Below are 23391 nucleotides of genomic sequence, written 5' to 3'. Positions count from 1 at the left end.
TTAGCGGCGTCCCCGACGCCTCGATCGTTCAGCAAAAGCATCCAATGCCGCGAGTATTTCATGCGCGACAACGTCGGCCGCATTTGAACTTGTCGAAGCCCTTCACCGTCGCCGGGCCGCTCTAGACGGTCGGGAAACGCCTCAACTATTTCACTTAGGGGTCTAAGTGAAAAGATCCGTGCTCGATGTTTGCAGTACTCCCGGAGGAGGCGATGCCGCCCCGAAGTCACTCAGGTCGCCTCGACTCGTCCTCCGCGGATAATGCCTGTGAACACCTTTAGACTCCCTCGAACACATGGGGCATTCATAGGTTTGCGTCATTGGGCCACCGCCGCCGCGGTAGCGAACACGTCTGCAGGCATCTGCCGATGAAGCTTCCACGTGATCGAGATCGGTCGCGAGCCCAAGTGCTGGACGTAGTCAAGTTGTCCAAGGCATGTGTACGGAACCGTCAGACCTGTTTCGTCTTCCGCAGTCTCTCGGGTGAACAGGACAACATGTGACCCGTGAGCCACGCGGTCAAGGTACCTCCGGCCTGTTTTGCTTTCCGGCGACGTCGCGTTCTGCGACTCCCAGTGGAACCGCTCGGGGCTGATCGCATAGTCCTGGTACATCGTGGTGGCTGAGTGCTTGCGATCGTCCTTGTTCAGGGTCACGAAGAAGGCGTCCGTCGATGTCGCCGGGCACCAGGCCACGCCCTCCCTGTGTTGGACATTCTTGCCGAGCTCTAGGGACCCGAATTGAAGGGCTGCAAGGACTTCTTCACGTCGATAGGTGGCGTGCGAGAGCAAAGGAATGTGCTGAAGTCCGACTCCTAGTCCCTTCGCAGCATATTTGGATCCAGCCACGCCAAGCTTCACAAGCTGCTGAATCTCGCTGCATACGAACCGATAGTGACGCAAATGGTCCAGTCCAGCATCGTAAGATTCAAAACCGCCGGCATCATCCCAGAGTGTGTAGAACAGCATCCGAGCGAAAGTTTGCTCACGCAATCCGAGCTCCGCGTAACGGGGCGCGTCGCCGCTCACGAGCATCGAGTACGCTTCAGCACGTTCGGGGTCGTCCACGTGGATCAGAGCAGCCATTCGACCCAGGAGGTTCTTCTCAGCGTCGTCCGCTTGGCTTATTAGCTGGTCCCTGATGAAATCCTCGGCTGGGGATTTCGAGAGACCAACGCGATGATTATCAAGGAGCCCGGCCTGGCGCAAATAGCCCGTCCACGAATCCTTTGTCGAGCGGTAGATGGTCTTGATGTCGTTGCCCGACCGCCGAAGATAATGTTCCAGTTCTGTCTCTGCATAAGAAGCGATGTCTTGCACAAGCTGCACGCGGTTGAAGCGAAGCTGGGCCTTTATGTTGTCCAATACGACTTTCTGGGCCACCCTATCGAGCACGATCTGTGATCCAGAGGGCAGAAAGGGAAACTCGTCCTCGACGGCTTTTTCGAGTTCCTTGCGACCGTAGCCTGTGAGCGCCCGGTAACGGAGATCGAAGCGGAATTCACGTCGTTGTTGGCCGATGAAATCCATCACCGTCAACACAGCTTTGTCGTCGGCTCGACGCAGTCCCCTGCCAAGCTGCTGCAGGAAAACAGTAGCACTCTGAGTTGGCCGGAGCATCAGGATGGTGTCCACCTGCGGGATGTCCAGACCCTCATTGAAAAGATCAACAGCAAAAATGCAGTTGACCTCCCGACGCCGAAGCTTTTCCAGTGCGAGCCGGCGGTCGTCGTCGTTAGTTGTTCCGTCGACAGCCAGCGATCTGATACCGGCACGGTTGAAGACTTCAGCCATGTAGTAGGCATGTTGAACAGAGACACAGAAGCCGATCGCACGCATGTGCTCTGTGCTAGTCACTTTGTCCCGTAGCTCGCGAATGACCTTGGCCGCACGAGCATCGTTGCCTGTATACAGCCGATCCAGCTGGGCGGCGTCGTAATTGCCGCGTTTCCACTCGACCTGACGCAGGTCAACGTCATCCGAGACGCCGAAATAGTGAAACGGGACCAGCAGGTCGGCGTCGAGAGCATCCCAAAGCCGCAATTCGCTTGCCGTGCGGCCTTCAAAGAACTGCTGCGCCACGTTGACACCGTCGCCGCGTTCCGGCGTTGCGGTCAGTCCGAGGAGCTGCTGCGGCTGGAAGTGAGTCAAAAGCTTTCGATAGGTGGGTGCCATTGCATGGTGGAACTCATCAATCACCACGACGTCGAAGAAGTCCGGCTCCAGCTGCTCAATTCCCAGGACATTAAGTGACTGAACGGACGCGAAGATGTGCTTCCACTCGGACGGTTTGTGGTCCCCCACATACAACTCGCCAAAGGCGCCATCCTGCATGACATCCCGATAAGTGCGGAGCGACTGCTGGAGAATTTCCTGACGATGGGCGACGAAAAGGAGCTTAAGGTCACGACCCGCCGCCTCACAAAGACGTCTGTAGTCCAGAGCGGCGATGACGGTTTTGCCAGTGCCTGTGGCGGCAACAAGAAGGTTCCGGCTGTGCCCTTTCAGGCGTTCAGCCTCCAAGTCTTCAAGCATCTCCTCCTGGTGGAGGTATGGCTCGACCTCAAGACCTGTTGGCGCGTCCGTCACGGCTGTGCGCTTGCCACCGTTGCGTTCCAGTGCTGCATCCAGCTTCTCGCCGTCGCGGTCCGGGTCGTAGCTCTGGAAGGCCCGCTGTTCCCAGTAGCTGTCGAAGGTCACCTCAAATTTCTTGAGAAGAGCGGGCGTGGCCACAGAGCTGAGTCGGACATTCCACTCCAGGCCGTCCAACAAGGCGGCTTGGCTGAGGTTGGAGCTTCCAACGTAGGCTGTGTCGAAACCCGAATCACGACGGAAGAGCCAGGCCTTGGCGTGGAGACGGGTTGCCTGGGTTTCATAGTTGATCTTTACTTCCGCGCCGTAGCGTCTTACGAGCTCATCTATGGCACGGCGTTCCGTGGCGCCCATGTAGGTGGTTGTTATTACCCTCAGCCTGCCACCACGTTCGCTGAGCTGTTCCAGTGCCGGTTCAAGGAGGCGCAGGCCGGTCCAGCGGACGAAGGCGCATAGAAGATCTACGGTGTTGGCGGATTCAATCTCTGTGCGGAGTTCCGCTGCAAGGTTGGGATCGTCTTTGCTGTTGGTGAGGAGTGCTGAGTCGCTCAGCTTTGTGGTAGGGCGGCGGAGGTTTCGGCGCTTGAGCTTGTCCGGACGGTGGAGGGATTGAAGCTGGGTGGGGCCTTCTACGACCCTGTCTTCGTGCCGGAGCTCTTGGAGCAGGCGGTTGGCGAGGTCGACGCGTTCGCTGGGCTTCGCTGCCGTAAGGGTTTGCCGTACTGCTTCCGCGACGTGGCGGGACAGGATATCCGGGGCATCTTCTTCGTCAATGTCAGCAAAGGCCGGCTGCAGCTCCGGCACTTCCCCGAGGCGCATCTCAAGAGCGCTGGTATTCAGTAGCTCGTACAGTCCCTCTGGCAGCCGCTGTGCCGCCAGTCCCCCATCGAATGTGTTCACTGCGCCAGGGTATTTGGTGGGTGTGACAATGGCCAACAGAGGTGCGATGCCAGCGGTCGCTTTGAACGAGTACGGCCAGCTCTTTCCGAGGTCGGTTGCGCGGGCGCCAAACCGGCGACACGACCGGCAAGGTGGCTGAACTGCTACGCCGCCGCTGCCCAACGCCGTGCCAAAGTCAACACAAAGACGAAGGCTTTCGGCTCCGGCATCACAACGCTCAGCATGGCGCCCGGCCGGCATCAAGCTGGCACTCAATTCTTTGTTCGAAGCCACTCATTCCTGCGTAAACGTACACCTAGGCGAGGAATCCCATTCTTATGCTTTCCTTAGTTCTGCTCAGCAAAGGGTTCACGGGACCCGGTTTGCCGCCCACTCTGGTTGTGGGGAGACCAGGAGAATGTGCAGATAACAGTTTTCATCCATGTGCAGATACGTTGAGACGGTCTGGAGGAGGCAGCTATGGAATTGAACGCAGCCAGCGAAACCAGCCACGACTTGGCCACCCGACTAGCAAGACTTAGCCCTTCCGCAAAAGTGGCTGGAATCGTCCCGGCGGGATTCGAATCGCATCTGCGTATTCTCCACAAGGGACACGGAACGTCCGAGCCGGGGCTTGGTACCGGCCCCGATCCTCTGATCAGCTGGGGCACTGTAGCCTCTGCGCTGGGAAGGAACCTTGAAGAACAGACCCTTTGGGCTGATTTGTCCGGCAAGTATGGGGAACCCGCACTCGTGCCAGGAGTTGGAACCGTGTACCCGCCTGAGGAGGGCCGACTCGATTGCCCCGGCTTCACGGCTCTGGCCGACCTGCTAGCCGAAACTTCGGACGGTCCGTTTTATGCCGGATTCTGGACCGGTTGGGAACCGCTATCGGAATACTCTGAAAGTGCCGAGGCGATTCGCCTAGGGCAGACCGTCTCTATTCAGGGCGAATCCTATTTGTTTTACGTTCTCTCCCAGCTGGATCTTGCCGCGGCTGCCTTCCTGCAGTTCCCGCAATTGGGGTGGAAAGCGGGCAACGGGTTAACGCCAAACTACCTCTGGCCTACTGATGAGAGTTGGCTATTGGTGTCCAACGTCGACTTTGATTCGAGCATTCTGGCCGGATCTTCATCGCTGGTGGAAACTGTGAAACAGCTTTCAGATTTGGAATGCATTCCGGTCCGCAGATCCACAGATCTGACATCGTCTATTCGACCGGCGCCATAGCGATGCTGAGGGTGCCCCGTCTATCAGTGCGGCACCCTCAGCAATTATCTAGCTATTTGCCACAGGATAAGGTCGACTGCACAGTTGACACCGACGCATAGTACGTCCTGCCAGCCTGCACGCTCGAGCCATTTGTTTTTTGCACGAACTTCGAGTTGTTCGTATTCCTGCACCACCATTCCAACGACGTCAAAGTCATGCTGAGTGTGTTGTAAGCTGTCTGGCTCTTGCTTGCGAGAGATACATAGGACAGACCAAACCACTCAACCATGTAGAGCGTACTGTCGTGTGTAATCTGGCTGGGCGTTCCAGCTAGGCATTTCGTGTAAGGTTTGGCACCGACGGCACCATTGCCAGAAGATGACCGGAGGTGCACGACCGATGGATGGAGTTCGCACACAAACAGATCCACAGACGCAGTTGTAAGCAATCCATTATCCGATTCACTGAGTGATGGCTGATAGGTCACAGGCTTTCCCGCGATTTTCTGCAGCTTCTTTAATTCGGCAACCTCTGCTGGAGTCGCCTTCGTATCCTGCTCCCAAGAATCCTGACGAGGGGCAGCCGTAGCCGCAGGCGCCGAAATTATGGAACCAGCGGCAACAAGGATTGCAATAAACAGACTCCCGATATTTCTTTTCATGGAACCCTCCTTGTTTTGTGGCTACCAGTGACACAAAGTAGCCAGATTTGTGTTGGCCAAAAGGATGATTTCCTCCTGGACATCGTTTATTGCCTTTTTGGCCCCTTCGAAGTCATTCGCCACCAGGTAGGGGGACACTAGACGAAAGCCACCTATCCATGCGTCCAATGTCGCGCGCATATCACCCTGCGTCTGGACAGCCACATCCTCGAAGCCATCGATGATGGCCTCTGAACTGCTCGTGGTGATTCGCTGGTTTGCAACTGGCCATGACACTTCTGCTCGATGCAGGACAAGTTCCAGCGACGCACAGGCTTCGGGAGATGACAATTTCTGCTTGTCCTGAGTGCAACTTGTGAGCATCACCAAGCAGGCGCTAAATGCGAGAATAGATAAATTCCTGCTTTGCTCAGTCATTTATCAGAACCTCAAGTCTTAATCTTCGTTTTGAGACGCCTTTTGCAGAGTCTAAGCACACGTTCTGAACGGCTGAGTGTGTATTTCTTCAAATTTGAGTGGTTAAATCCGCAAAAATGAGTGTTATTCTCGGATTTTCGATCAGAATCGTAGGTGGCGTCATCCAGAAAATTCTCTAAGGCCTGAGTGTGCAGCACCTGGGCTCGGCATTTTCGAGCCTTCTGGTCTCCCGGCCGAGCAGCACGAATCGGAAGTTGCATGCGGGGACATGCCAACGCGACCTCAAGCACCGCCGCCATACAATCGAGCAACTGTTAACCTCCCCGCCATTCAGAGTCCCGCACTGGACCGTATGCGGTCCGGCTTCGAGCTCATGCTCAGCGCCACCACTTGGGAGTCCATCCTGGGCAGCTATGAACGGGCCTCGTTGGCGGTGGATGATCGCGTGGGAAAGCTCGTGAAGAAACGCGTGGCGATGGGCCTGAAAAACGAGCAGCTCAGGAAACTGCCCTGGGAACGGCATGTTGCGCGCCGTCGTGAGCCGGTTGCTGTCGAGATCCGGCGAGGCATCGAGTCTGGTGAACTCGATCCATCGCTGGACGTCGAGGCCATGTTCGACCTCATCAACGGGCTGTATTACTACCAGTTCGTGGTGCCGGCCCCTTCTGTGGGTGACGAGGCGGCAACTCGGTTGCGGCTTCGGAACGCAGTCAAGTTGGTGTGGGAAGGGGCGTTGCGGAGGTAGGGCGTTTCTCCCCGAAGAATTGTCCTGCATTTTCAATCTACATCTCACGAGGGGGCTTGCGGCAAGCCCGGGGGTGTGGCGGAGAATCTCTGACTGCGCCAAGAAATCGGCCGAAATGCAGACTTTGTGAATGGGGTTTTCATGATTGATGTGATCATCGCTGGCGGCGGACCAACCGGCTTGATGTTGGCCTGCGAGCTGCAGCTGCACGGCGTACATGCGCTCGTACTGGAGAAAGAACCCGAGCCAACCACCTTTGTCCGCTCACTTGGGCTGCATGTGCGAAGCATCGAAATCATGGACCAGCGCGGGTTACTGGACCGCTTCCTCGCGCTCGGCCAGAAGCACCCGCTGGGTGGCTTCTTCGCTGGCATCGAAAAGCAGCGGCCCGTCCAGTTGGACACCGCCCATCCCTACATCCTCGGAATCCGACAACCCATCACTGATCGGCTGCTGGCCGAGCACGCCGCGGAGCTCGGCGTCGAGGTCCGGCGCAACAGTGAGCTGGTCGGGCTGAGCCAGGACGATCAGGGGGTGACAACCGCTTTGGCGGACGGTACCCAGCTGCGCTCCCGCTACCTCGTGGGCTGCGACGGTGGCCGAAGCACAGTGCGCAGGATCCTCGGCGTCGGCTTCCCCGGTGAGCCCACCAAGGTGGACACGCTGATAGGCGAGATGGAGGTGACCGAGCAGCCAGAGGCTATTGCCGCCGTCGTGAATGAAGTCCGAAAGACCCAGAAACGCTTTGGTTTAGGGCCATTAGGGGAAGGCTTGTACCGGGTCCTTGTCCCCGCGGCTGGGGTGGCCGAGGACAGGACAGCACCAACTCTGGAGGAGTTTAGGCAACAGCTGCGAATCGTCGCCGGTACGGATTTCGGCGTGCACTCACCGCGTTGGCTCTCCCGATTCGGCGACGCCACCCGGCAGGCGGAGCGTTACCGGACCGGCCGAGTGCTACTAGCCGGTGATGCTGCGCATATTCACCCACCAGTGGGCGGACAGGGCCTTAACCTCGGTATTCAGGACGCATTCAACCTCGGCTGGAAACTTGCCGCGGAAATCAATGGGTGGGCGCCAAACGGGCTTCTTGACAGCTACCACACCGAACGGCATCCAGTGGCTGCTGACGTCTTGGAAACTACACGCGCCCAGATGGAATTGCTGTCCACGGAACCGGGGCCCCGGGCAGTACGCCGGCTGCTGTCGGAATTGATGGATTTCGACGAAGTGAACCGGTACCTGGCAGAGAAGACCGCTGCGATTGGTATTCGCTATGACTTCGGCGACGGGCACCCGCTATTGGGCCGGCGGATGCGGGATGTGGGTCTGAAGCAAGGACGCCTCTACCAGGTGATGCGCGCTGGTCGCGGTCTTTTGCTCGATCAGACCGGCAGGCTTTCGGTGAACGGATGGGCAGATCGGATCGACCACGTGATCGACGTCAGCGAAGAACTGGATATGCCCGCCGTGCTATTGCGGCCGGACGGCCACGTTGCCTGGGTCGGGGACGATCAGCAGGATTTGCTCGCGCATATGCCGAGGTGGTTCGGAGAAGCAACGTGACCGCTACTGAATTCCGAATTGTGCCTGCAGGCTCGAGACCGCCCGCTCTGGGTCAACAACGGAAATGATCCAACGCCTCCGGGCTGTCTGGAGCAGGATAGTCGGGCCGCCCACAAGAACGCCCCGGATGTTCGGGCCGAGGTACCGGAATCCGAATCCGTGAGCCATTCCGGTCTCGCTGCCTATTGCGGTGGACACAATATCCGCACGCGGAATCGTCACGGAGTAAAGCGGCAGGCATCGAACAATTACCGATTCTTCTGTCGTATTCAGGACAACCCGCATATATAGAACTGGCATTGTGAAGATCAGAATCACAGCAGTCACCAGCAATCCCACCCACAGAATGTCTCCCACATGGGCCGTGATAACGGTCAACAAGCAGGAAGCACCGACGATACTCCACAAGACCGCCCTGTGCTTGTCTGATATTCGCGATTCCGAAATAACCATGTATCCACCAACTTGCCCTTGCCCACACCTGTTCAAAGAGGCTAATCCGCACTACTGCCGTCTAGGTGGTGAAAGCACCAAAAATAGGTGGTGGAACGCGCTGTATTAGGTGCTCAAGCATCGACCGACGCGTCACAAAAGGGCCACCTGTGGACATACTCGAAACGTCTAGGCGCTGGTCCGGCCGGGTCGTCACCGTCCACGGGTCCGCGATCAAAGATCGCCTCGCCGAACACTTCCCCAGTTTGGAGTACCAAGAAACTCGCCGCGGATCCGACAGCCTCACGCCTCAAACCAAGAATATCCCGCATTTTCCTTGGATTCTGGCATCCGAGACACATTCGTGCATGAACGCGCAAAGGCCAACTAGCACCAATTTGGGATACCAATGTATCGTGGCTTCATTCGCGCACTCCCCCGAGCGCACTTCCCCAAGGAGTACAACGATGTGCCTTCACGACCATTCTTCGGCCCCGCGGCCGACCGCCGGTCTCCCGCGCCGCGGCATCCTGGCCGGGGCCGCCGCCCTCGCCGGAATTTCGGCGGCCAGCATCGCCGCCCAACTCGCCGGCGCGCCGGCCTCCCAAGCCGCAGAACCGCCGTCGGGCCCTAACTACCACGGCAGCCCGCTCACGGTTCCGCCCCTGATCATTGAGGGCGGAACCATCGTGGACCCGAAGACCGGCGCCGCGATCGCCGACGGCGTGCTGGTGCTCGACGGCGGCAAGGTGACCGCCGTCGGAACCCGGGACGAGACGCGAAAGGCAGTTGCCGCCGTCGCTGGCCGGGCACGAATCCTCAACGCCACAGGGCGCTGGGTGGTCCCCGGACTCATCGACGCACACGTCCACGCGAACGCGTTGGCCGATGCCCGCCTCCTTCTGCAGGGCGGCGCAACCAGCGTGAGGAGCGGCTCCAGCAGCTTCTACCAGGACATTGCGCTCGCTGCCCTCCCAAGCTGGGCGCCGGGTGTCTCACCCCGCATGACGCCGGCCGGTCTCTTCATCTCCCCGGAACTGGGCGATTCCGTCCTTGCCGACCCGGATCTTGCCCCGCTCGCCACTCTCCACGGCGGCGTCAAGGAGACCTCCGACCTGGCCTACCTGACCCGGGTCAACCTCCAGCGCGGCGCCAAGGTCATCAAGACCCGGGCCAATCCGCGCGCCGGCATCGCCGAGCAGGATCCCCGCCAACTCGTCTACAACCAGGAGCAGATCTCCGCGGTGGTGAAGGCGGCCAACGGCGCAGGCGTCCTGTGCCACGCTTACAGCGCGGAAGGGATCGACGGCGCCGTCCGTGCTGGGGTGCGAAGCGTCGAGCACGGTGTGTTCGTCAGCGAGGCGACGATTGCCGAGATGGCCCGGCGCGGAACGTTCTTCACGCCCACCATGGATGCCATCACCGGCATGGCGACCTCCACGAATCCGATCCTCGCTGCGCGCGGCAAGGAATACACGCCTATCCTCAAGGCTGCGGTGCGTGCCGCACACGAGGCAGGCGTGACGATAGTGGCCGGCACGGACTCGTTCGGTACCGACGTGACGCCGATCGGTACCGAAGTGCGCCTGCTCACCGAGGCCGGTCTGTCCCCGTTGGAGGCACTCCGGTCCGCCACCATCCACTCGGCCAGGCTGCTCGGCTTGGGCGACGCCGCTGGTCGACTGGTGCCTGGATCTTACGCAGACGCCGTGGTGGTCGACGCCGATCCGCTGTCCGACGGTTCGGCCCTGGAGAAGGTCCGCGCCGTTGTGGCCCAGGGAGCTGTGGTCCGGAACGGGCTCTGATCGACGCAGGCTGGATTCGAACGGTGCATGTTCGGAATCCAGCCACACCCTTTCTGGTGCACACTAGACGGCGCCATCGCGGCGCCGTCTAGTGGACGTCAGCGCCAGAATTCTACGAGCTGCCCGGCAAGGGCCCTGCCTTGCTCGTATCCAGCACGGGCAGCGGCAGGACGCAGCGACAGATCCATCGCATTGGCGCCGAACATGTACTCGGAGTCGCTATCCGGGAAGATCGTTGCCACCCTGCTGCCGCGCGCGCGTAGCTCGTCTACCTGTGCTGCAAGGTGCAGGCCCCAGTCCAACGGAGTCCGTGTCCTCCCTCCAAATGGCGACAGCACCAGCACCCGCCCGTATCCCGCTGCCAGATCGGCATTCTCGTTGCGTCGGTAGCCGCCGTCGATATATCGGTGGTCCCCGATCCTGTAGGCGAAGCCACTGGAACAGCTTGCTGCGACGGCGTCAGCCAGCTCGACGCCGCTATGGCGGTCGAACACCACAGGTTCACCCGTTTGGGCATCGACCGCGGTGATGAGCACCGTTCGTTGCGGCCAACGCTGAATGGGCAGCCGCGCGGCGACTGTAGCGCGCCACCGCGATTGACCGGAACCGTCCGACGCCGCATCCATCTCGAGTGCTGCCGCGCCCATTCTGCGTCGCATGTCAGCCGCATCTTCAGCGGCGGCGATGATCTTGGCTGTTCTGTCCATGTACCCCGCCGCTGAGCTGACGCGTCCACTGCCCGATCCGACCGGATCAGTCCTTTGCTGTGGTGCGGCGGCAAGGATAGCGGAAAGCAGTTCGGTGGGGCTCGCGCCAGCTAACTGGGCCGCGGCGGTGGACCCCGCCGAAGTCCCGATGACCAGATCAGCCCCGGTCACATCCAGCCCGGCATCGAACAGGCCAGCGATGACGCCGATCAGCCAAGCGTTGCCCGTTGATCCGCCGCCACCAAGGACCAATGCTCGCTCGCCCACGGGGCGCATGCGCTTTGTGGCGTCGACTTGCGGCTGATCGTGGTCGGACTGATCTTGGTCGGACTGATCTTGGTCGGACTGATCCTGGTCGGACTGATCTTGGTCGGACTCTGGCCGGTCTGCGGCTGTTGCCGACGTGGAGTCTGGGGTTGAAGAAGAAGGAGTTGTGTTCATGGGAGTCGCCTTTCGCGGATTGCCTGTAGGGGCTCCCGGTGGCGACTACCTCAGTCGCGCGATCGTGTCCTGCAGGGGAGCACCCATTGCGGATACTGCGTTCATGGGTCTCACCTCCTGCCGATGGTCACGATCACGGGAATGATTGCACACCAGTCTCGTGGTGCGCAAACGGCTCTGATTCCCTGAGTTGCTGCCAACTCGCCAGCCGCCGCAGTCGCTCGCCTGATGCCCGAGGCAGGGATGGCTGGGAAAGCCGCGAGCGCGAATCACGCTACACCCCCTGCATTCCATGAGGGAGGTACTGGCAGACCCCGGATAAGCAGTGCTCTCCCTGCGTTCGGAATTCACCGGTTCCATGGAAGTAAGCCAGAAACACCTACACAGTAGAAATGGAGCCCGCGTGACAGCAGTCGATACCCCGGCCCCGACTCGAGAACAGACAGTCGGCCGCCCTCTCGCAATCGTGCTGGGCCTGTTGACCATTTTCGGTCCAATTTCCATGGACCTCTATTTGCCCGTCCTCCCTGCCCTGACGCTGGAACTGAACAGCTCGACGTCGGCCGCTCAGCTGACGATTACAGCGTGCCTGCTGGGCCTGGCCATCGGCCAGGTGATCGCTGGCCCTATGTCCGACCGCTTCGGCCGACGCAATCCACTCCTGGTGGGCGTTGTTGCTTACGTCGTCACCTCTGTCCTCTGCGCGCTCAGCCCTTCGATCGAAATGCTTGTGGTCGCCAGGTTCGTTCAAGGCTTGGCCGGGGCTGTTGGCATCGTGACCGCCCAGGCAGCGGGCAGGGACGTCTATTCCGGCGGTAAGCTGCTTCGCTACTACGGACGGTTGACTGTGCTGGGCGGCCTGGCCGCAATCGTCGGCCCAGTAATCGGCGGACAGCTTGCAAATGTCACCGACTGGCGGGGTGTTTTCCTTTTCCTCGCCGCCATAGGAGTCGCCATCCTGGTGGCCTGCATAGTTATTTTTCGGGAGACCTTACCCTCGGAACGGCGCGTCACCGGCGGCTTGAGCCACACGATTCGCGATTTTCGCAGGCTCCTCATTGACCCTGTGTTTATTGGCGCAGTGCTTATCACTGGCTTTACCTATTCGGCGATCTTCGCTTACCTGAGCGGCGCGACGTACATTTTGCAGGGGCTTTACGGGCTTTCTCCGCAGGGTTACTCATTCGCTTTCGGCCTGAATTCCCTGGGCTTTATGGTCTTCGGTTTCATCGGCGGACGAGTGGCAGAACGCTGGTCTGAAAGGGGCACCCTTGTGGTGGGCCTGGTCATGACGTTCGCTGGGTCTTTTGGCCTCTTGATGACAGCACTTCTGCAATTGCCCCTGATCGCCATCATTCTGTCCCTGTTCACCATGGTCAGCGGGGCCGCCGTGACCAGCCCGCCCGCAACATCCCTGGCGCTCAAGGACTACCCGGAAATCGCAGGTACGGCCTCCTCGCTTCTGGGCCTGGCGCGGTTCGCTTTCGGCGGCGTGGCCGCTCCGTTGGTTGGCATTGCGGGTGCCACAAATGCGATTCCATTTGGAGTCGTCACGCTCGCCGCAGCCACGGCCGCGGCATTGTGCATTGGACTCGTGTTCCGCCGGCGTCGGAATCTCTAATACCCTGCCGGGTTGGAGATAACTAAATCCTTGAGCCAGACGCCGCAAGCGAATTACTCCGCAGGCTGCCGCCAAGCCACCGTCAACAGGAACACCGCCGCGCTCAGCACCAACATGGTCAACACCATCAATCCCCAATTGGGTTGGTTAACTCCCGAGCCGTACACCACACCTATGACCACCGTTGCCGTGATCGCACCAAGGTAGCGGCAGGTCTGGAAGATGCCAGCCGCCACTCCCCTCTCCTCGGGCCGGGCCGACAAATACAAACCTTGGTTCGAAGCCGTGCTCACGGTCCCGTATGGAATACCCATGAGCGCCGTCAGGAACAAAACCAGCGGCGGCCAGAACGAGAGCGTCAGCAGCCCAAGCGCGCCGGAGGCCAGCGCCAAAACCAGCACCCCGACAATCAACACCGAACGGACACCGAAACGCTCAATCAGCCGAACCGCAAGGGGCGTCGCCAAAACCGACACGGCAGCAAGGGGCAGCATCAGCAGGCCCACCAGACCGGCGTCGTACTTTCCGGCCTCCTGAAGCAGCTGCGGCAAGCCAAAGAATGAGCAGTAATAGACGCCGCTGAAAACGGCGAAAAGCAAGTACATCAGCAGCAGGGGCCGGTTCCGTCCGAGCAGGCGCAGGTCCAGGAACGGCGGGGCGAAGCACAACTCGCGCCACGCAAACAGCCCCGCCAGCACTATCGAGCCCACCATCAGCCACCAGCGGTAGTCGGGCGCCACGTTCAGGAGCGCCATCATCGCCAGCATGAGCGAGCCGATGAACGCCAGGATTCCGGGGATGTCCGAGTCGCGGATCAGGACGGACAGCTTCCCGGTTTCCCGCCCGACGTCGGGCGGCGCTGCCCGGTGCACCACCAGCAGGGCGATCAAGGACAGCGGAACGTTGATCGCGAACAGCGCCTGCCAGCCGACCAGGCTCACCAACAGACCGCCAACTACAGGCCCGACGGCGGCTGCCGAAGTATTTGCCATTTGGATCCGGCCGAGCGGCCGGGTAGTGCTGATGTTCGCCTGCCGGCTCAGTTCCGAAACCATAACGACGGCGCTGGGGTACGCCGTCGCGGTACCCACCGCCATGAGCGCGCGGGCCACGCAAACCAGCGCGAAGTTCGGTGAGAACGGCGCCAAGGCGCAGGAAATCGCCACCACCGCCATGCCGAAGGTGAAGAGCCGTCGCGGACCGAAACGGTCGGCCAGCCGACCCATAAGCGGCTGGCCGGCCGCGGAGGCAAGGTAAAAGGCCGTGATGACCCAGGTGACCGCGGCTACGTCGAGCGCGAAATCGTGGCGCAGCACCACCAGGGCAACCGCGATCATCGACGAATTCAGGGGATTCAACGCCGTCCCGACACTGAGCGCTGCGATTGCTAGTCCGGGGCGGGTTTTGGAAGTCACCCTCCTAAGTTTGGTACATGGTTGCCCGGGGTTACGAAATCCGTGACCAAATGCACGGTATCAACGCCGGGCTTCGGCCTGGATGGCGGTCAATCTAATATTCGGTACCGAAATGGAACGAGGCGCGTTGAAACCCTGCGCGAAGATGGTGGAGAAATGCAGTGCATAGCTGCCGCCTTCTTTGGCGACTTGGCCGGGGAAATTGATGATGCCCTTGCGCTGCGATCCTGCGGCGATGTCGGTTCCCCACGAACTGCGGAAGGTGTCGGCATCAAGCGTGGTGCCGTCGTCGGATGTTAGCGAGCAATTCTGGAACAGCGGGACGCTGATGGTGGCGTCCGTTCCATTCCGCATGAGAATTTCCACCCGGGTGAAATTAGTAGTGCTTGTCACGCCAAGAACGGTCACGCTGACGCCCTGCACCTCGCGGGTTGTTTGCATTTCGAGGCGCTGCACGCCTGCTTCATTACCGGAGAAAAACCCGACGGCGTAACTCACCCCGGCGGTGATCAGCCAAGTTCCGCCGCCCAGGAGGATCACCGTGGCGAGAACTGTAGCAACCAGGGGCGCGCTTCTTCTTGGCGGAGGCGGCGGTGGACCGCCCGGCCATGGTCGAGGTGCCGGCTCAGGGGATTTGCGGTAGTGGCCAATGACCTCGGTAATCACTGCAACAACAAGGCCAATGACTGGGGTGATGAACCAACTCCATGTGGGGGTCAATTCCGTCAGGAAGGAGGTTGCTGCATTGCCGGCGAGGCCCAGAATATTGATTCCGGCAGCGAAAAGAATGGCGACGCCGACCTTCTCTTTCGGTTCCTTAACATCCTTGATCCTGCGATTGTCCCGAGTGCGCTTCTGAACGGTCACCAACCGTTGCCGAAAACGAACCCGGACCGAACCGAATTGCAGCAGGTCGCCGTCGACAATTTCGGTAGGAGTGGTGATTTGCTCGCCGTTGACCCAGGTGCCGTATTTGGAGTCATTGTCTCTGAGGATCATGCGCTGGCTCATGGGCGTCAGCGAGGCGTGGAGGCGGCTCACTCCCCCGTATTGCAATTGCACGTTGGCCTCATCGCCGCTGCCGATGGTGACTTTGCCCGGCGGAATGCGCAGCACTGTACCGGCTTCATTTCCGCCGACAATATGAAACTCGTTCTTACGAACGGAGGCGTCCATCGGTCCCCCTGCCACGCGAAGCCTAGTGGGACGTGCCTTTGAGTTTCCTCCCTGTTGGAAGGGCAGGCAAGATGGCTCCCCTGCTACGCCGCTGACCGACGCCAGCCAGGGGCATCGAGAGTTGCCGCGGCCCGTACGCGGGTTGGTGTGGACTTCAACCGCTTGGTAGCGGCGCCGGCAAGCTGTGCCGTTCACCGTAAGGCGGCATGAGGTGGTGACAAGCATGGAGTTTTGGTGTAAATCTTGTCGCCCGAGTGACGGTGTGCCAACGCCGACCTTGTTGATCCTCAGGGAGGTTTCGTGAAGAAGTTTCTTAGCGTTTCCGGGGCTTTGTTGCTGTTGACAAGTGCATTCTCGACGGCGGCGCCGGCGGCAGTTGCCCAACCGTCTCCCATGGCCAATTGGCATGCGGAGAGAGTTTGCGCCGATGTCCCTGCCGGTAATGCGTCCTGTTTTGCGCTCAAGTACGTCGATGATTCAACGGGCTCGGCCAAGGAAGTGCCACAACGTGGGCAAATCACTCCCGCTGCGACCACACCGCCCTCCACTGGTAAAACCCCTGCGGAAATCCAAAGCGCCTACAATCTCACAGGTCTTAAATCCGGCGGCCGGACCGTGGCAATTGTAGATGCTTACGGCTATCCGAACCTTGAGCGCGATCTGGCCATCTACCGTTCGCAGTTCGGCCTTCCGGCCTGCACAGTCAACAACGGTTGTCTGACCATCATGAACCAAAATGGAGGGAGCAAGCTCCCGCGGTTCGATTCCGGCTGGGCCGCCGAAACCGCCCTCGACGTCGATACAGTCTCCGCAACGTGCCCCGACTGCAAGATCCTCGTTGTACAGGCCACTACAGCCAGCATCAAGAATCTCGGTACAGCCGTGGCTACAGCCGCCAAACAGCCAGGAGTCGTCGCGATTTCCAACAGCTACGGCGGTGGTGATCTATCCGACGCGAGCTATGGCGCGTACTACAACCACCCCGGCATCGCCGTAACGGCATCCACGGGCGACAACGGGTACACTGGCTCGTCCTACCCGGCGTCGTCGAGTTATGTCACTGCGGTGGGTGGCACGTCATTGTTTAAGGACAGCAGTTCCCGCGGGTGGAGCGAGTCGGCCTGGTCCGGCTCGGGATCCGGATGCTCCAGCGTCAATGCCGCCTTGCAGGCGGCGGCCACGTTTGGCACGGGCTGCGGTAAGCGCGCCTCAGCGGACGTCGCCGCCGTCGCAGACCCGCAGACCGGCTTGTCGGTGTACGCGCCAATCAGCAGTACGACTTCGTCATGGGCACAGTACGGCGGAACGAGCCTGTCCTCGCCCTTGATCGCCGCTGTGTATGCGCTTTCCGGAAACTCCGGCAGCGCTACGGCGCCGGCGAACTCCCTCCCATACACAAACGCCGGCACATTCAATGACATCGCATCCGGCTCAACAGGCAGCTGCCCCACGAACCAGTGGTGCGTCGCCGGCACAGGTTGGGACGGGCCAACAGGGGTAGGTACCCCGAATGGGATCGCCGGACTCTAATTGCAGACCATGATCGTCTGAAGCGCAGCGGGCCAGGTCAAGAACCGGATTGATACGTGTATCAATCCGGTTCTTTCTGTGCGAAGGCCGATCTACCACTCAAATTTGGGCGCAGGACCACTCAATTCACCAGCAACGACGGCGGCCAGGACGGCGTCGGGCACTACAGCCGCGACCGCGACCGCGACCGCGACGACACCATAGCCACTGCCGTTCCCGACCACTTCAAGCTCGAAGGACAGCTTCATCCTTGTTGACATGTGACTAAATGGTCACCTATTCTGGAGCCATGGACTCAGTGTTCAAGGCACTGGCCGACCCGACCCGCAGAGATCTGTTGGACAAGCTCTTCAAGGAAGATGGGCAAACGCTCAACGCTTTGGAGGCGGGTTTCGATATGACGCGATTCGGCATCTCTAAGCACCTCAAAATCCTTGAGGAAGCCGGTCTCGTGGTCGCCCGAAAACAAGGCCGCGAGAAACTTCACTTCCTGAATCCAGTGCCTATCCGGCTCATCCACGACCGCTGGGTGAGCAAATACGCAGAACCATGGGCCGCTGCGCTCAGCGACCTCAAATCCAGATTGGAAAGTCCCATGGAAAAGATTTTCGAAATCTATATCAAGACCACTCCGGAACGTCTCTGGGAAGCCATTACAAACAGCGAGATACGCAGCAAATACAGCTTCGGAATGCGCCTCGAGTCGGATTGGACTCCCGGCTCGCGATTCGTGATGGCATCCGACGGCGGCGCGCCCCTGGGCGAAGGTGAAAACCTTGAGGTTGATCCACCCCGCCGACTGGTGCAATCCATGCGCGCTCTGTGGGGAGAAGACGTCAAGGCAGAGGGCACTTCACGCGTGACGTGGGAGATCGAGCCCGTTGGCGACGACTCCTGCCACCTCACTGTCACGCACGACCAACTGCGCGAAGGCGCCAACGACCAACTCTATGGTGGCTGGCCAATGATCCTCTCCGGCCTCAAGACTTGGTTGGAAACAGGCGAAAAGCTCACCACGCCGGGCTCATTGCTGTACACCTGAGGACTCGTGGCGTGCGGAAAGCGTGGGTTGGGACGGGAGTCAACGACGGCGGCGTGACAGCTGCGTCGGCTGCCGCGCCGCCTCGGTTTGGACCTAGGGACCGACTTAGGCCCGAGTCCTTTGCTCAAGTGCCGAATCCAAGAACTCCAGGTGCGCAGGCGTCACAGCGGTTACGCTCGCGGCATACTCCGGGTGCTTGGTGAGGAATTTCTTGATGAACGGACACACCGGCACAATCCTGAGACCAGCCGCAACGGTTTCGTCGAGAGCCACGGTGGCGAGCTTGCCAGCAAGGCCTTGGCCACCGTATTCCTCGTTGATGACCGTGTGGTAGAAAATCCGCTGGACCTTTTCCCCGCTGTCGAAGGTCTTGTACGCGGCTTTACCAATGACGTTTCCGGCAATGAGCACTTCAAATCGCTCGCGCTCGGGATTGTGTTGGATGGTGATGTCGTTCATGCGGGCTCCTTTTGTTTGCGGCTTGTTCAGCACTTACTGCTAACAACTGTCGGCACGGTGTTGTTTCCGACCGTAGCAGTCCTGGGAACCCAAGGGCGCCGCGCGGCCGCCCATCAGACAGCAGCGCGGCACCACCCGCCGTCGGGATTTTCAACCCGACGGCGGGAGTCAAAGCAAGCGCCGACGCTAGGCGGCTGCGCCTTCAGGGCGAACAGCAGGCCAGCGCGACGCGAGCACCTCAAGCATGTGCGGCGCGAACTCCTCGGCCAGCGAAAGCACCACCCGACAGCGGGCACCCTCCACAGCGGGGTATCCCTGGTAGATCCCGCGGAGATCGCACACAGTCTGGCCGCGACCCGGTCCGTGGGTGGTGTCCACCTCCACGTGAACCACTGGCGCCACGGCAAGCTCCACACCGCCAACGGCAATCGCGGCGGCGAGCGGATCGTGCATGGCCGAGCACTCGCGGCCGAACTGGCTCACATAGAAGCCGAAGTAATAGCCGAGCATCTCGCCCAGTGCCTGCGGAACGGCGTGGCCGGCAGACAGCAATTCCTGCCGGTGCGATTCCTCCAGGACGTTGGTCATGGTGACATCCAAGGGCACGAGAGTGACGTTCCAGTCGGCGGCAAACACCTCAGCGGCAGCCTCCGGGTCATTGACGATGTTAGCTTCCGCAACCGGAGTCATATTCCCGGGCACCAGCGCGGCACCACCCATGATGGTGACGTCCGCTACCAGCCTGGGCAGCTCGGGTTCCAGCCGCAGCGCCTCCGCGATGTTGGTCAGTGGACCGATCGCGACCACCCGCAGCTCACCCGGGAACTGCCGCGCTAGGCGCACCAGCAGCTCGGCCGCCGACTCCGCAACAGTCTCGCGGTCCGACGTCGGCAACTCCACCTCACCAATCCCGTTGACTCCATGCACGTGCGGAGCACCACCGTGAAAGGTCCCGACTTGGGGATCGTGCGCACCAACAGCCACGGGGATGTCCGGCTGCCCTGCAAGGTGCAGAAGGTCCAGCGTGTTCCGCGCTCCCCCGGCCGCGCCGATGTTGCCGCTCACGGTCCCGATACCCACCAGCTCAGCGCGCGGCGAGGCCAGCAGATAAGCGAGGGCGAGAGCGTCGTCGATTCCGGTGTCGCAATCGAGATAGAAGGGGCTGGCAGTGCTCTGGGTCATGGGTTCCTACTTTCGGAGGGGGTGCGGTTGGGGAGTCGGGGAAGTACGACGGCGGCACGCGCCACACGCGCATTGCACACCTCGGCGGCCGACCGGCGTCGGACTGGCCAGTTCGATGGTTCCCTGAGCATCGGATGGTGCGAAGCATCGTGTGCGCAGGGAACCATCGAAACGGAGAAAGAGAATACCGGGCTAGAGCTTCTCGCCCTTCGGCGCAGCGATGAACAGGCTGACCACAAAGGCGAGCACGGTGATGCCAACGGAGATCCACAGGGCCGTGGAATACCCCTCAGCGGTTCCAAGTCCGGCGAACGGTGCCACCACCACCACGCCGAGGCTCGCGCCGATGCCGAACGAGGCGCCGTTGATGGAGGCGAGGGCGGCGGGCGCTTCCTTGGGCGAGAGCAGGACGGACAGGCCGTTGATCGAGGTCAGGAAGAAGCCGTTGTAGAAGATGCCCAGGGAGGCAATGGCAACCAGCACAAGGATCTGGTTGTCAGCGAACAAGGCGGCAACAATTGCGCAGGCCAAGCTCGCCAAGGTGCCCACGCGGACGGTCTTGATCCAGCCACGACGGTCGGCGATCCAGCCCGCCAGCGGCGCGGCGAACACGCCGATCAATGCGGCAGGCGTCAGGAACAACAGCGCCGACACTGATGCACTCAAGCCGAAACCACCGGTCTTGTCCTGACTGAGCAGCACCACCGTGAAGTTGATGATGGCGAAGATGCCCGCAAGGGTGAGGACCGTCGTCGCGATAACCGGCCAGACCTGGCGCGACCGCAGGTGATGGACGGCGACCAACGGCGTCGAACGGCGCTTTTCGATAAGCCAGAACGCGGTGAAGGACGCAACACTGCCAGCAAGAAGGGCCAAGGTAGTGGGGGCGGTCCAGCCGGCGGAGGAACCGGTGGTCACGAAGTACGTGATGAAGACCAGGAACACGGAGAGCGATCCGGCACCCCACCAGTCCATACGGCCGGTGGCCGTTTCCGGTCGGCCGCCCGGAACCACCTTGATGACGCACACCGCCGCGATCACGGCCAGCACCAGCACGGCGACGAAGATCGACTGGAAGCCCAGGGTCTCAGCCATGAGCCCGCCGAAGTAACCGTCGACACCGCCCACTCCCCCGTTGATCGCGGCAATGATGCCCACGGACGTACCGAAGAGCCGGGCGGGCAGGTTCTCGTTGAGGAGGATGTAGGACAGAGCGAAGATCGCGCTGGACACGCCCTGCATGAAGCGGCCGGCAACCAGCAGCGGCAGGCTCGGCGCTACAACGCACAGCACGGTCCCGGCGCCCATGATGCCAAGGACCAATAGCAGCGCAGTCTTTCGGCCGATGAAGTCACTCCAGCGACCTATCACGGGACCGGCAATGGCACCGGCCAGGAAGAACATCGACTGGACCTGCGCCACGGCCTCGGGCGTCGCGCCGAAGAACTCGCCGATGTGCGGGAGGGCAGGAGTGATCATGCTGGCATTGAGCTGGAAGGACAAAACTGCGAGGACCAGCGTGGTGATGAGGAATGCGGCGGCGCGCCCTTCGACGCGGGCTTTGGCGGGGGCAACTGGATGAACGCCGACGGCGGTCGCGTCGCCACTAGTATCAGCGCTTACTGGGTCCGCGGTAACAGTGTTGGGGATGTTCACATCAAACTCCTTTGTCCGATTCGCGCTTGCTATCCGGTCCTGACAGGGCTTCTTGGGAAGGGCGCGATGTAGATGTGAGTTGTTATACAAGCATGTATTACTAACCTGTGCAACTTTTCCGGTACAGTGGCACCAACCCAGATTGAGTGAGGCCCTGTGAGCGACAACGCCGTCAAGTTCCTGTCCCGACCCATCACCCCGCAGCCGGGACTGCCCCTGCGTGTGGCCGCCTACTCGCGCATCGCCGAGGCAATCCGCACCAAACTGCTGCCTCCTGGATCGCTCCTGCCCACCGAAACCGAGTTGGGCGTCATGATGGACGTCAGCCGAACCGTAATCCGGGAAGCGCTGATGCTGCTCGAAGAAGACGGCCTCACAAGGGCCCGGCGTGGAGTGGGTCGTTTTGTGGCCGACTCGCTCCCCCGCATCGGCATCGAGCGCATCCGACCGTTCGACCAGCTCCTCGGCGGGGCAGAGCAAAACCTCCAGGTGCGGCGTGTCGCCGCTGAGCGGCAGCCGGCGTCGGAATTCGTGGCGCCGGGCGTGGGTGTGGAACCTGACGTCGACTGCTGGCTTTGGGAGAGCGTCCTCATCCGCGACGGCGAGCCGATCGCCCACCTGCAGGAGCACATCCCCGCGACGCCGGAAGACACACCCGAACTAACTGCCGCCGTCGACGGCCCCGCGAGCAGTTCGCTGGGAGCCTCCACACTGCTCGAAGTCCTCAGTGGGTTGCCCGGGCAGCAATTGGGTCCGGGTGAATGCGAAATCAGCCTCAGTACCGTCGGACCGAGCCGTGCCAAGTTGCTCGCACTGCGGCCGTCCGATCCTGTCCTGGTTCTCACCCAGTATGTGCGCCGTGCCGGCTCGCCCTACTACCTCGCCAAATGCCTGGTGGCTGCGAAGGCCGGCCACCTCTCCGTCATCCAGTCCTCCTGAATTTTTTCTGTCCCCAGTTCGAAACGGAACACCATGAACACCACGCACCACCCTGCGCTCACGGTTGTGGGCAGCATCAACCTCGACATCACCGCCACCGCCAGCCGCCTCCCCCTGCCGGGCGAGACCATCGGCGGCGCAGTCCTCCGACAGCAGCCCGGCGGCAAGGGCGCCAACCAAGCGGTAGCCGCCGCGCGCCTCGCTGGCCGCTCGCGCATGGTGGGTGCCGTAGGAATGGACGACGCCGGCAGGAACCTTCTGGACGCAATGGCTGCGGTGGGTGTCGACACAACCGACGTGGCCCGCGTGGACGCCGCGACGGGCACCGCCCTGGTACTGGTGGACAGCCAGGGAGAGAACTCGATTGTTGTCTGCCCCGGCGCGAACGCTGAAGTTTCTGTTGCTGGGGTTGAGTTTGGCGAGGACGAGGCGGTGCTCTGCCAGCTCGAGGTGGACATGTCAGTTGTGCTGGAGGCCGCGCGTGCGGCACGGGGTTTCTTCGCCTTGAACGCTGCTCCTGCCATGCCGTTGCCCGCTGAGCTGCTGGAACGCTGCGACCTGGTGATCGTCAACGAGACAGAATACGAGCTGATCCCGGAACTGCGCGACGCTGCATTGGTTGCCGTGACGTATGGCGCGGACGGAGCAGCAATTTACGAGCGCGGTGTTCGAGTAGCGGAGGCTGCTGGCGTGGTGGTGCTCGATGTGGCCAACACCATTGGTGCCGGGGACGCTTTCTGTGCCGCGTTGGTTCTGGCGCTGCGCTCTGGGTTGGACTACTCGCAGGCGCTCGCCGTGGCGAATGCCGTGGGCGCGGACGCCGTGAGGGATGCTTCTTCGCAGCCTGCCCTGAAGGAATTGCAACACTACGTGGCCGCCGCAGCGCCAACCCGGTGAAAACTTTCTCCAAGTTCTCTC

20 protein-coding genes are annotated in these 23391 nt (G+C 61.0%); 9 read left to right on the top strand and 11 right to left on the bottom strand.

Annotated elements, in window-relative coordinates; translation table 11 throughout:
• Positions 1-317: 317 nt before the first annotated feature.
• Complete coding sequence (locus LD110_RS14370; RefSeq protein ID WP_263855251.1) at positions 318-3410, bottom strand: DEAD/DEAH box helicase; 3093 nt, start codon at positions 3408-3410, stop codon at positions 318-320.
• Between the two features lie 615 nt (positions 3411-4025).
• On the opposite strand from LD110_RS14370, the gene LD110_RS14365 reads away from it, so the two are divergent.
• A complete protein-coding gene (locus tag LD110_RS14365) occupies positions 4026-4700 on the top strand; it encodes a hypothetical protein (protein WP_225499501.1) in 675 nt (224 codons plus the stop codon).
• A 52-nt stretch (positions 4701-4752) separates the two neighbouring features.
• Here the strand turns inward: LD110_RS14365 and LD110_RS14360 are convergent, their stop codons facing one another.
• A complete protein-coding gene (locus tag LD110_RS14360; protein WP_225499500.1) occupies positions 4753-5343 on the bottom strand; it encodes a hypothetical protein in 591 nt (196 codons plus the stop codon).
• 21 nt (positions 5344-5364) lie between these two features.
• Positions 5365-5760, bottom strand: coding sequence for a hypothetical protein (locus LD110_RS14355; RefSeq protein WP_225499499.1), 396 nt, complete (start codon positions 5758-5760; stop codon positions 5365-5367).
• A gap of 352 nt (positions 5761-6112) precedes the next feature.
• Here LD110_RS14355 and LD110_RS14350 point away from each other — a divergent pair, with 352 nt between their 5' ends.
• A complete protein-coding gene (locus LD110_RS14350; RefSeq protein ID WP_225499498.1) occupies positions 6113-6505 on the top strand; it encodes a TetR-like C-terminal domain-containing protein in 393 nt (130 codons plus the stop codon).
• A 141-nt stretch (positions 6506-6646) separates the two neighbouring features.
• Positions 6647-8068, top strand: a complete 1422-nt coding sequence (gene rox, locus LD110_RS14345; protein WP_225499497.1) for a rifampin monooxygenase — start codon at positions 6647-6649, stop codon at positions 8066-8068.
• 3 nt (positions 8069-8071) lie between these two features.
• On the opposite strand, the gene LD110_RS14340 is transcribed toward rox, so the two are convergent.
• On the bottom strand, positions 8072-8395 hold the full coding sequence (locus LD110_RS14340; protein ID WP_225499496.1) for a hypothetical protein: 324 nt from the start codon (positions 8393-8395) through the stop codon (positions 8072-8074).
• A gap of 572 nt (positions 8396-8967) precedes the next feature.
• On the opposite strand from LD110_RS14340, the gene LD110_RS14335 reads away from it, so the two are divergent.
• Positions 8968-10305, top strand: coding sequence for an amidohydrolase family protein (locus tag LD110_RS14335; RefSeq protein WP_225499495.1), 1338 nt, complete (start codon positions 8968-8970; stop codon positions 10303-10305).
• 98 nt (positions 10306-10403) lie between these two features.
• On the opposite strand, the gene LD110_RS14330 is transcribed toward LD110_RS14335, so the two are convergent.
• Positions 10404-11288, bottom strand: a complete 885-nt coding sequence (locus LD110_RS14330) for a patatin-like phospholipase family protein (protein ID WP_225499569.1) — start codon at positions 11286-11288, stop codon at positions 10404-10406.
• Positions 11289-11856: 568 nt separating this feature from the next.
• Here LD110_RS14330 and LD110_RS14325 point away from each other — a divergent pair.
• Entirely contained in the window at positions 11857-13074 is a 1218-nt protein-coding gene (locus LD110_RS14325) for a multidrug effflux MFS transporter (protein ID WP_225499494.1), read from the top strand.
• Positions 13075-13127: 53 nt separating this feature from the next.
• On the opposite strand, the gene LD110_RS14320 is transcribed toward LD110_RS14325, so the two are convergent.
• Both LD110_RS14320 and LD110_RS14315 read right to left on the bottom strand, forming a co-directional pair.
• A complete protein-coding gene (locus tag LD110_RS14320) occupies positions 13128-14489 on the bottom strand; it encodes an MFS transporter (RefSeq protein WP_225499493.1) in 1362 nt (453 codons plus the stop codon).
• A gap of 60 nt (positions 14490-14549) precedes the next feature.
• Positions 14550-15665 (bottom strand): FHA domain-containing protein, encoded by a 1116-nt coding sequence (locus LD110_RS14315; protein WP_225499492.1) that lies wholly within the window; start codon positions 15663-15665, stop codon positions 14550-14552.
• A gap of 615 nt (positions 15666-16280) precedes the next feature.
• On the opposite strand from LD110_RS14315, the gene LD110_RS14310 reads away from it, so the two are divergent.
• A complete protein-coding gene (locus LD110_RS14310) occupies positions 16281-17195 on the top strand; it encodes a hypothetical protein (protein ID WP_225499491.1) in 915 nt (304 codons plus the stop codon).
• Positions 17196-17287: 92 nt separating this feature from the next.
• Here LD110_RS14310 and LD110_RS14305 read toward each other — a convergent pair whose 3' ends face one another.
• A complete protein-coding gene (locus LD110_RS14305; RefSeq protein ID WP_225499490.1) occupies positions 17288-17455 on the bottom strand; it encodes a hypothetical protein in 168 nt (55 codons plus the stop codon).
• 29 nt (positions 17456-17484) lie between these two features.
• Here LD110_RS14305 and LD110_RS14300 point away from each other — a divergent pair, with 29 nt between their 5' ends.
• Positions 17485-18237 (top strand): metalloregulator ArsR/SmtB family transcription factor, encoded by a 753-nt coding sequence (locus LD110_RS14300; RefSeq protein ID WP_225499489.1) that lies wholly within the window; start codon positions 17485-17487, stop codon positions 18235-18237.
• 105 nt (positions 18238-18342) lie between these two features.
• Here the strand turns inward: LD110_RS14300 and LD110_RS14295 are convergent, their stop codons facing one another.
• The 3 genes from LD110_RS14295 to LD110_RS14285 all read right to left on the bottom strand — a co-directional run bounded on the left by LD110_RS14295 (position 18343) and on the right by LD110_RS14285 (position 21534).
• Positions 18343-18696 (bottom strand): GNAT family N-acetyltransferase, encoded by a 354-nt coding sequence (locus LD110_RS14295; protein ID WP_225499488.1) that lies wholly within the window; start codon positions 18694-18696, stop codon positions 18343-18345.
• A gap of 186 nt (positions 18697-18882) precedes the next feature.
• A complete protein-coding gene (locus LD110_RS14290) occupies positions 18883-19878 on the bottom strand; it encodes a nucleoside hydrolase (protein WP_225499487.1) in 996 nt (331 codons plus the stop codon).
• A gap of 192 nt (positions 19879-20070) precedes the next feature.
• Positions 20071-21534 (bottom strand): MFS transporter, encoded by a 1464-nt coding sequence (locus tag LD110_RS14285; RefSeq protein ID WP_225499486.1) that lies wholly within the window; start codon positions 21532-21534, stop codon positions 20071-20073.
• Between the two features lie 156 nt (positions 21535-21690).
• Between LD110_RS14285 and LD110_RS14280 the strand changes: the two genes are divergently transcribed.
• Together LD110_RS14280 and LD110_RS14275 are read left to right on the top strand one after the other, a co-directional pair.
• Positions 21691-22473: a GntR family transcriptional regulator gene (locus LD110_RS14280; RefSeq protein WP_225499485.1), complete on the top strand. Its 783-nt coding sequence runs from the start codon at positions 21691-21693 to the stop codon at positions 22471-22473.
• Between the two features lie 33 nt (positions 22474-22506).
• Positions 22507-23370 carry a ribokinase gene (locus LD110_RS14275; protein ID WP_225499484.1) on the top strand — a complete coding sequence of 288 codons (864 nt, stop codon included), beginning with the start codon at positions 22507-22509 and terminating at the stop codon, positions 23368-23370.
• The last annotated feature ends 21 nt before the right edge of the window (positions 23371-23391 follow it).

The sequence above is a fragment of the Arthrobacter sp. M4 genome, from assembly GCF_020251205.1.
Classification (GTDB): domain Bacteria; phylum Actinomycetota; class Actinomycetes; order Actinomycetales; family Micrococcaceae; genus Arthrobacter.
Note: the sequence above shows the minus strand (reverse complement) of the source record. Positions and strands in the feature narration are given on the sequence as shown.

Coding starts and splice junctions, on each gene's coding strand:
- LD110_RS14370 (WP_263855251.1), bottom strand. CDS start 3,410: ATGCGCCTCGGGGAAGTGCCGGAGCTGCAGCCGGCCTTTGCTGACATT.
- LD110_RS14360 (WP_225499500.1), bottom strand. CDS start 5,343: ATGAAAAGAAATATCGGGAGTCTGTTTATTGCAATCCTTGTTGCCGCT.
- LD110_RS14355 (WP_225499499.1), bottom strand. CDS start 5,760: ATGACTGAGCAAAGCAGGAATTTATCTATTCTCGCATTTAGCGCCTGC.
- LD110_RS14350 (WP_225499498.1), top strand. CDS start 6,113: ATGCGGTCCGGCTTCGAGCTCATGCTCAGCGCCACCACTTGGGAGTCC.
- rox (WP_225499497.1), top strand. CDS start 6,647: ATGATTGATGTGATCATCGCTGGCGGCGGACCAACCGGCTTGATGTTG.
- LD110_RS14335 (WP_225499495.1), top strand. CDS start 8,968: ATGTGCCTTCACGACCATTCTTCGGCCCCGCGGCCGACCGCCGGTCTC.
- LD110_RS14330 (WP_225499569.1), bottom strand. CDS start 11,288: ATGCGCCCCGTGGGCGAGCGAGCATTGGTCCTTGGTGGCGGCGGATCA.
- LD110_RS14315 (WP_225499492.1), bottom strand. CDS start 15,665: ATGGACGCCTCCGTTCGTAAGAACGAGTTTCATATTGTCGGCGGAAAT.
- LD110_RS14305 (WP_225499490.1), bottom strand. CDS start 17,455: ATGTCAACAAGGATGAAGCTGTCCTTCGAGCTTGAAGTGGTCGGGAAC.
- LD110_RS14300 (WP_225499489.1), top strand. CDS start 17,485: ATGGACTCAGTGTTCAAGGCACTGGCCGACCCGACCCGCAGAGATCTG.
- LD110_RS14295 (WP_225499488.1), bottom strand. CDS start 18,696: ATGAACGACATCACCATCCAACACAATCCCGAGCGCGAGCGATTTGAA.
- LD110_RS14290 (WP_225499487.1), bottom strand. CDS start 19,878: ATGACCCAGAGCACTGCCAGCCCCTTCTATCTCGATTGCGACACCGGA.
- LD110_RS14275 (WP_225499484.1), top strand. CDS start 22,507: ATGAACACCACGCACCACCCTGCGCTCACGGTTGTGGGCAGCATCAAC.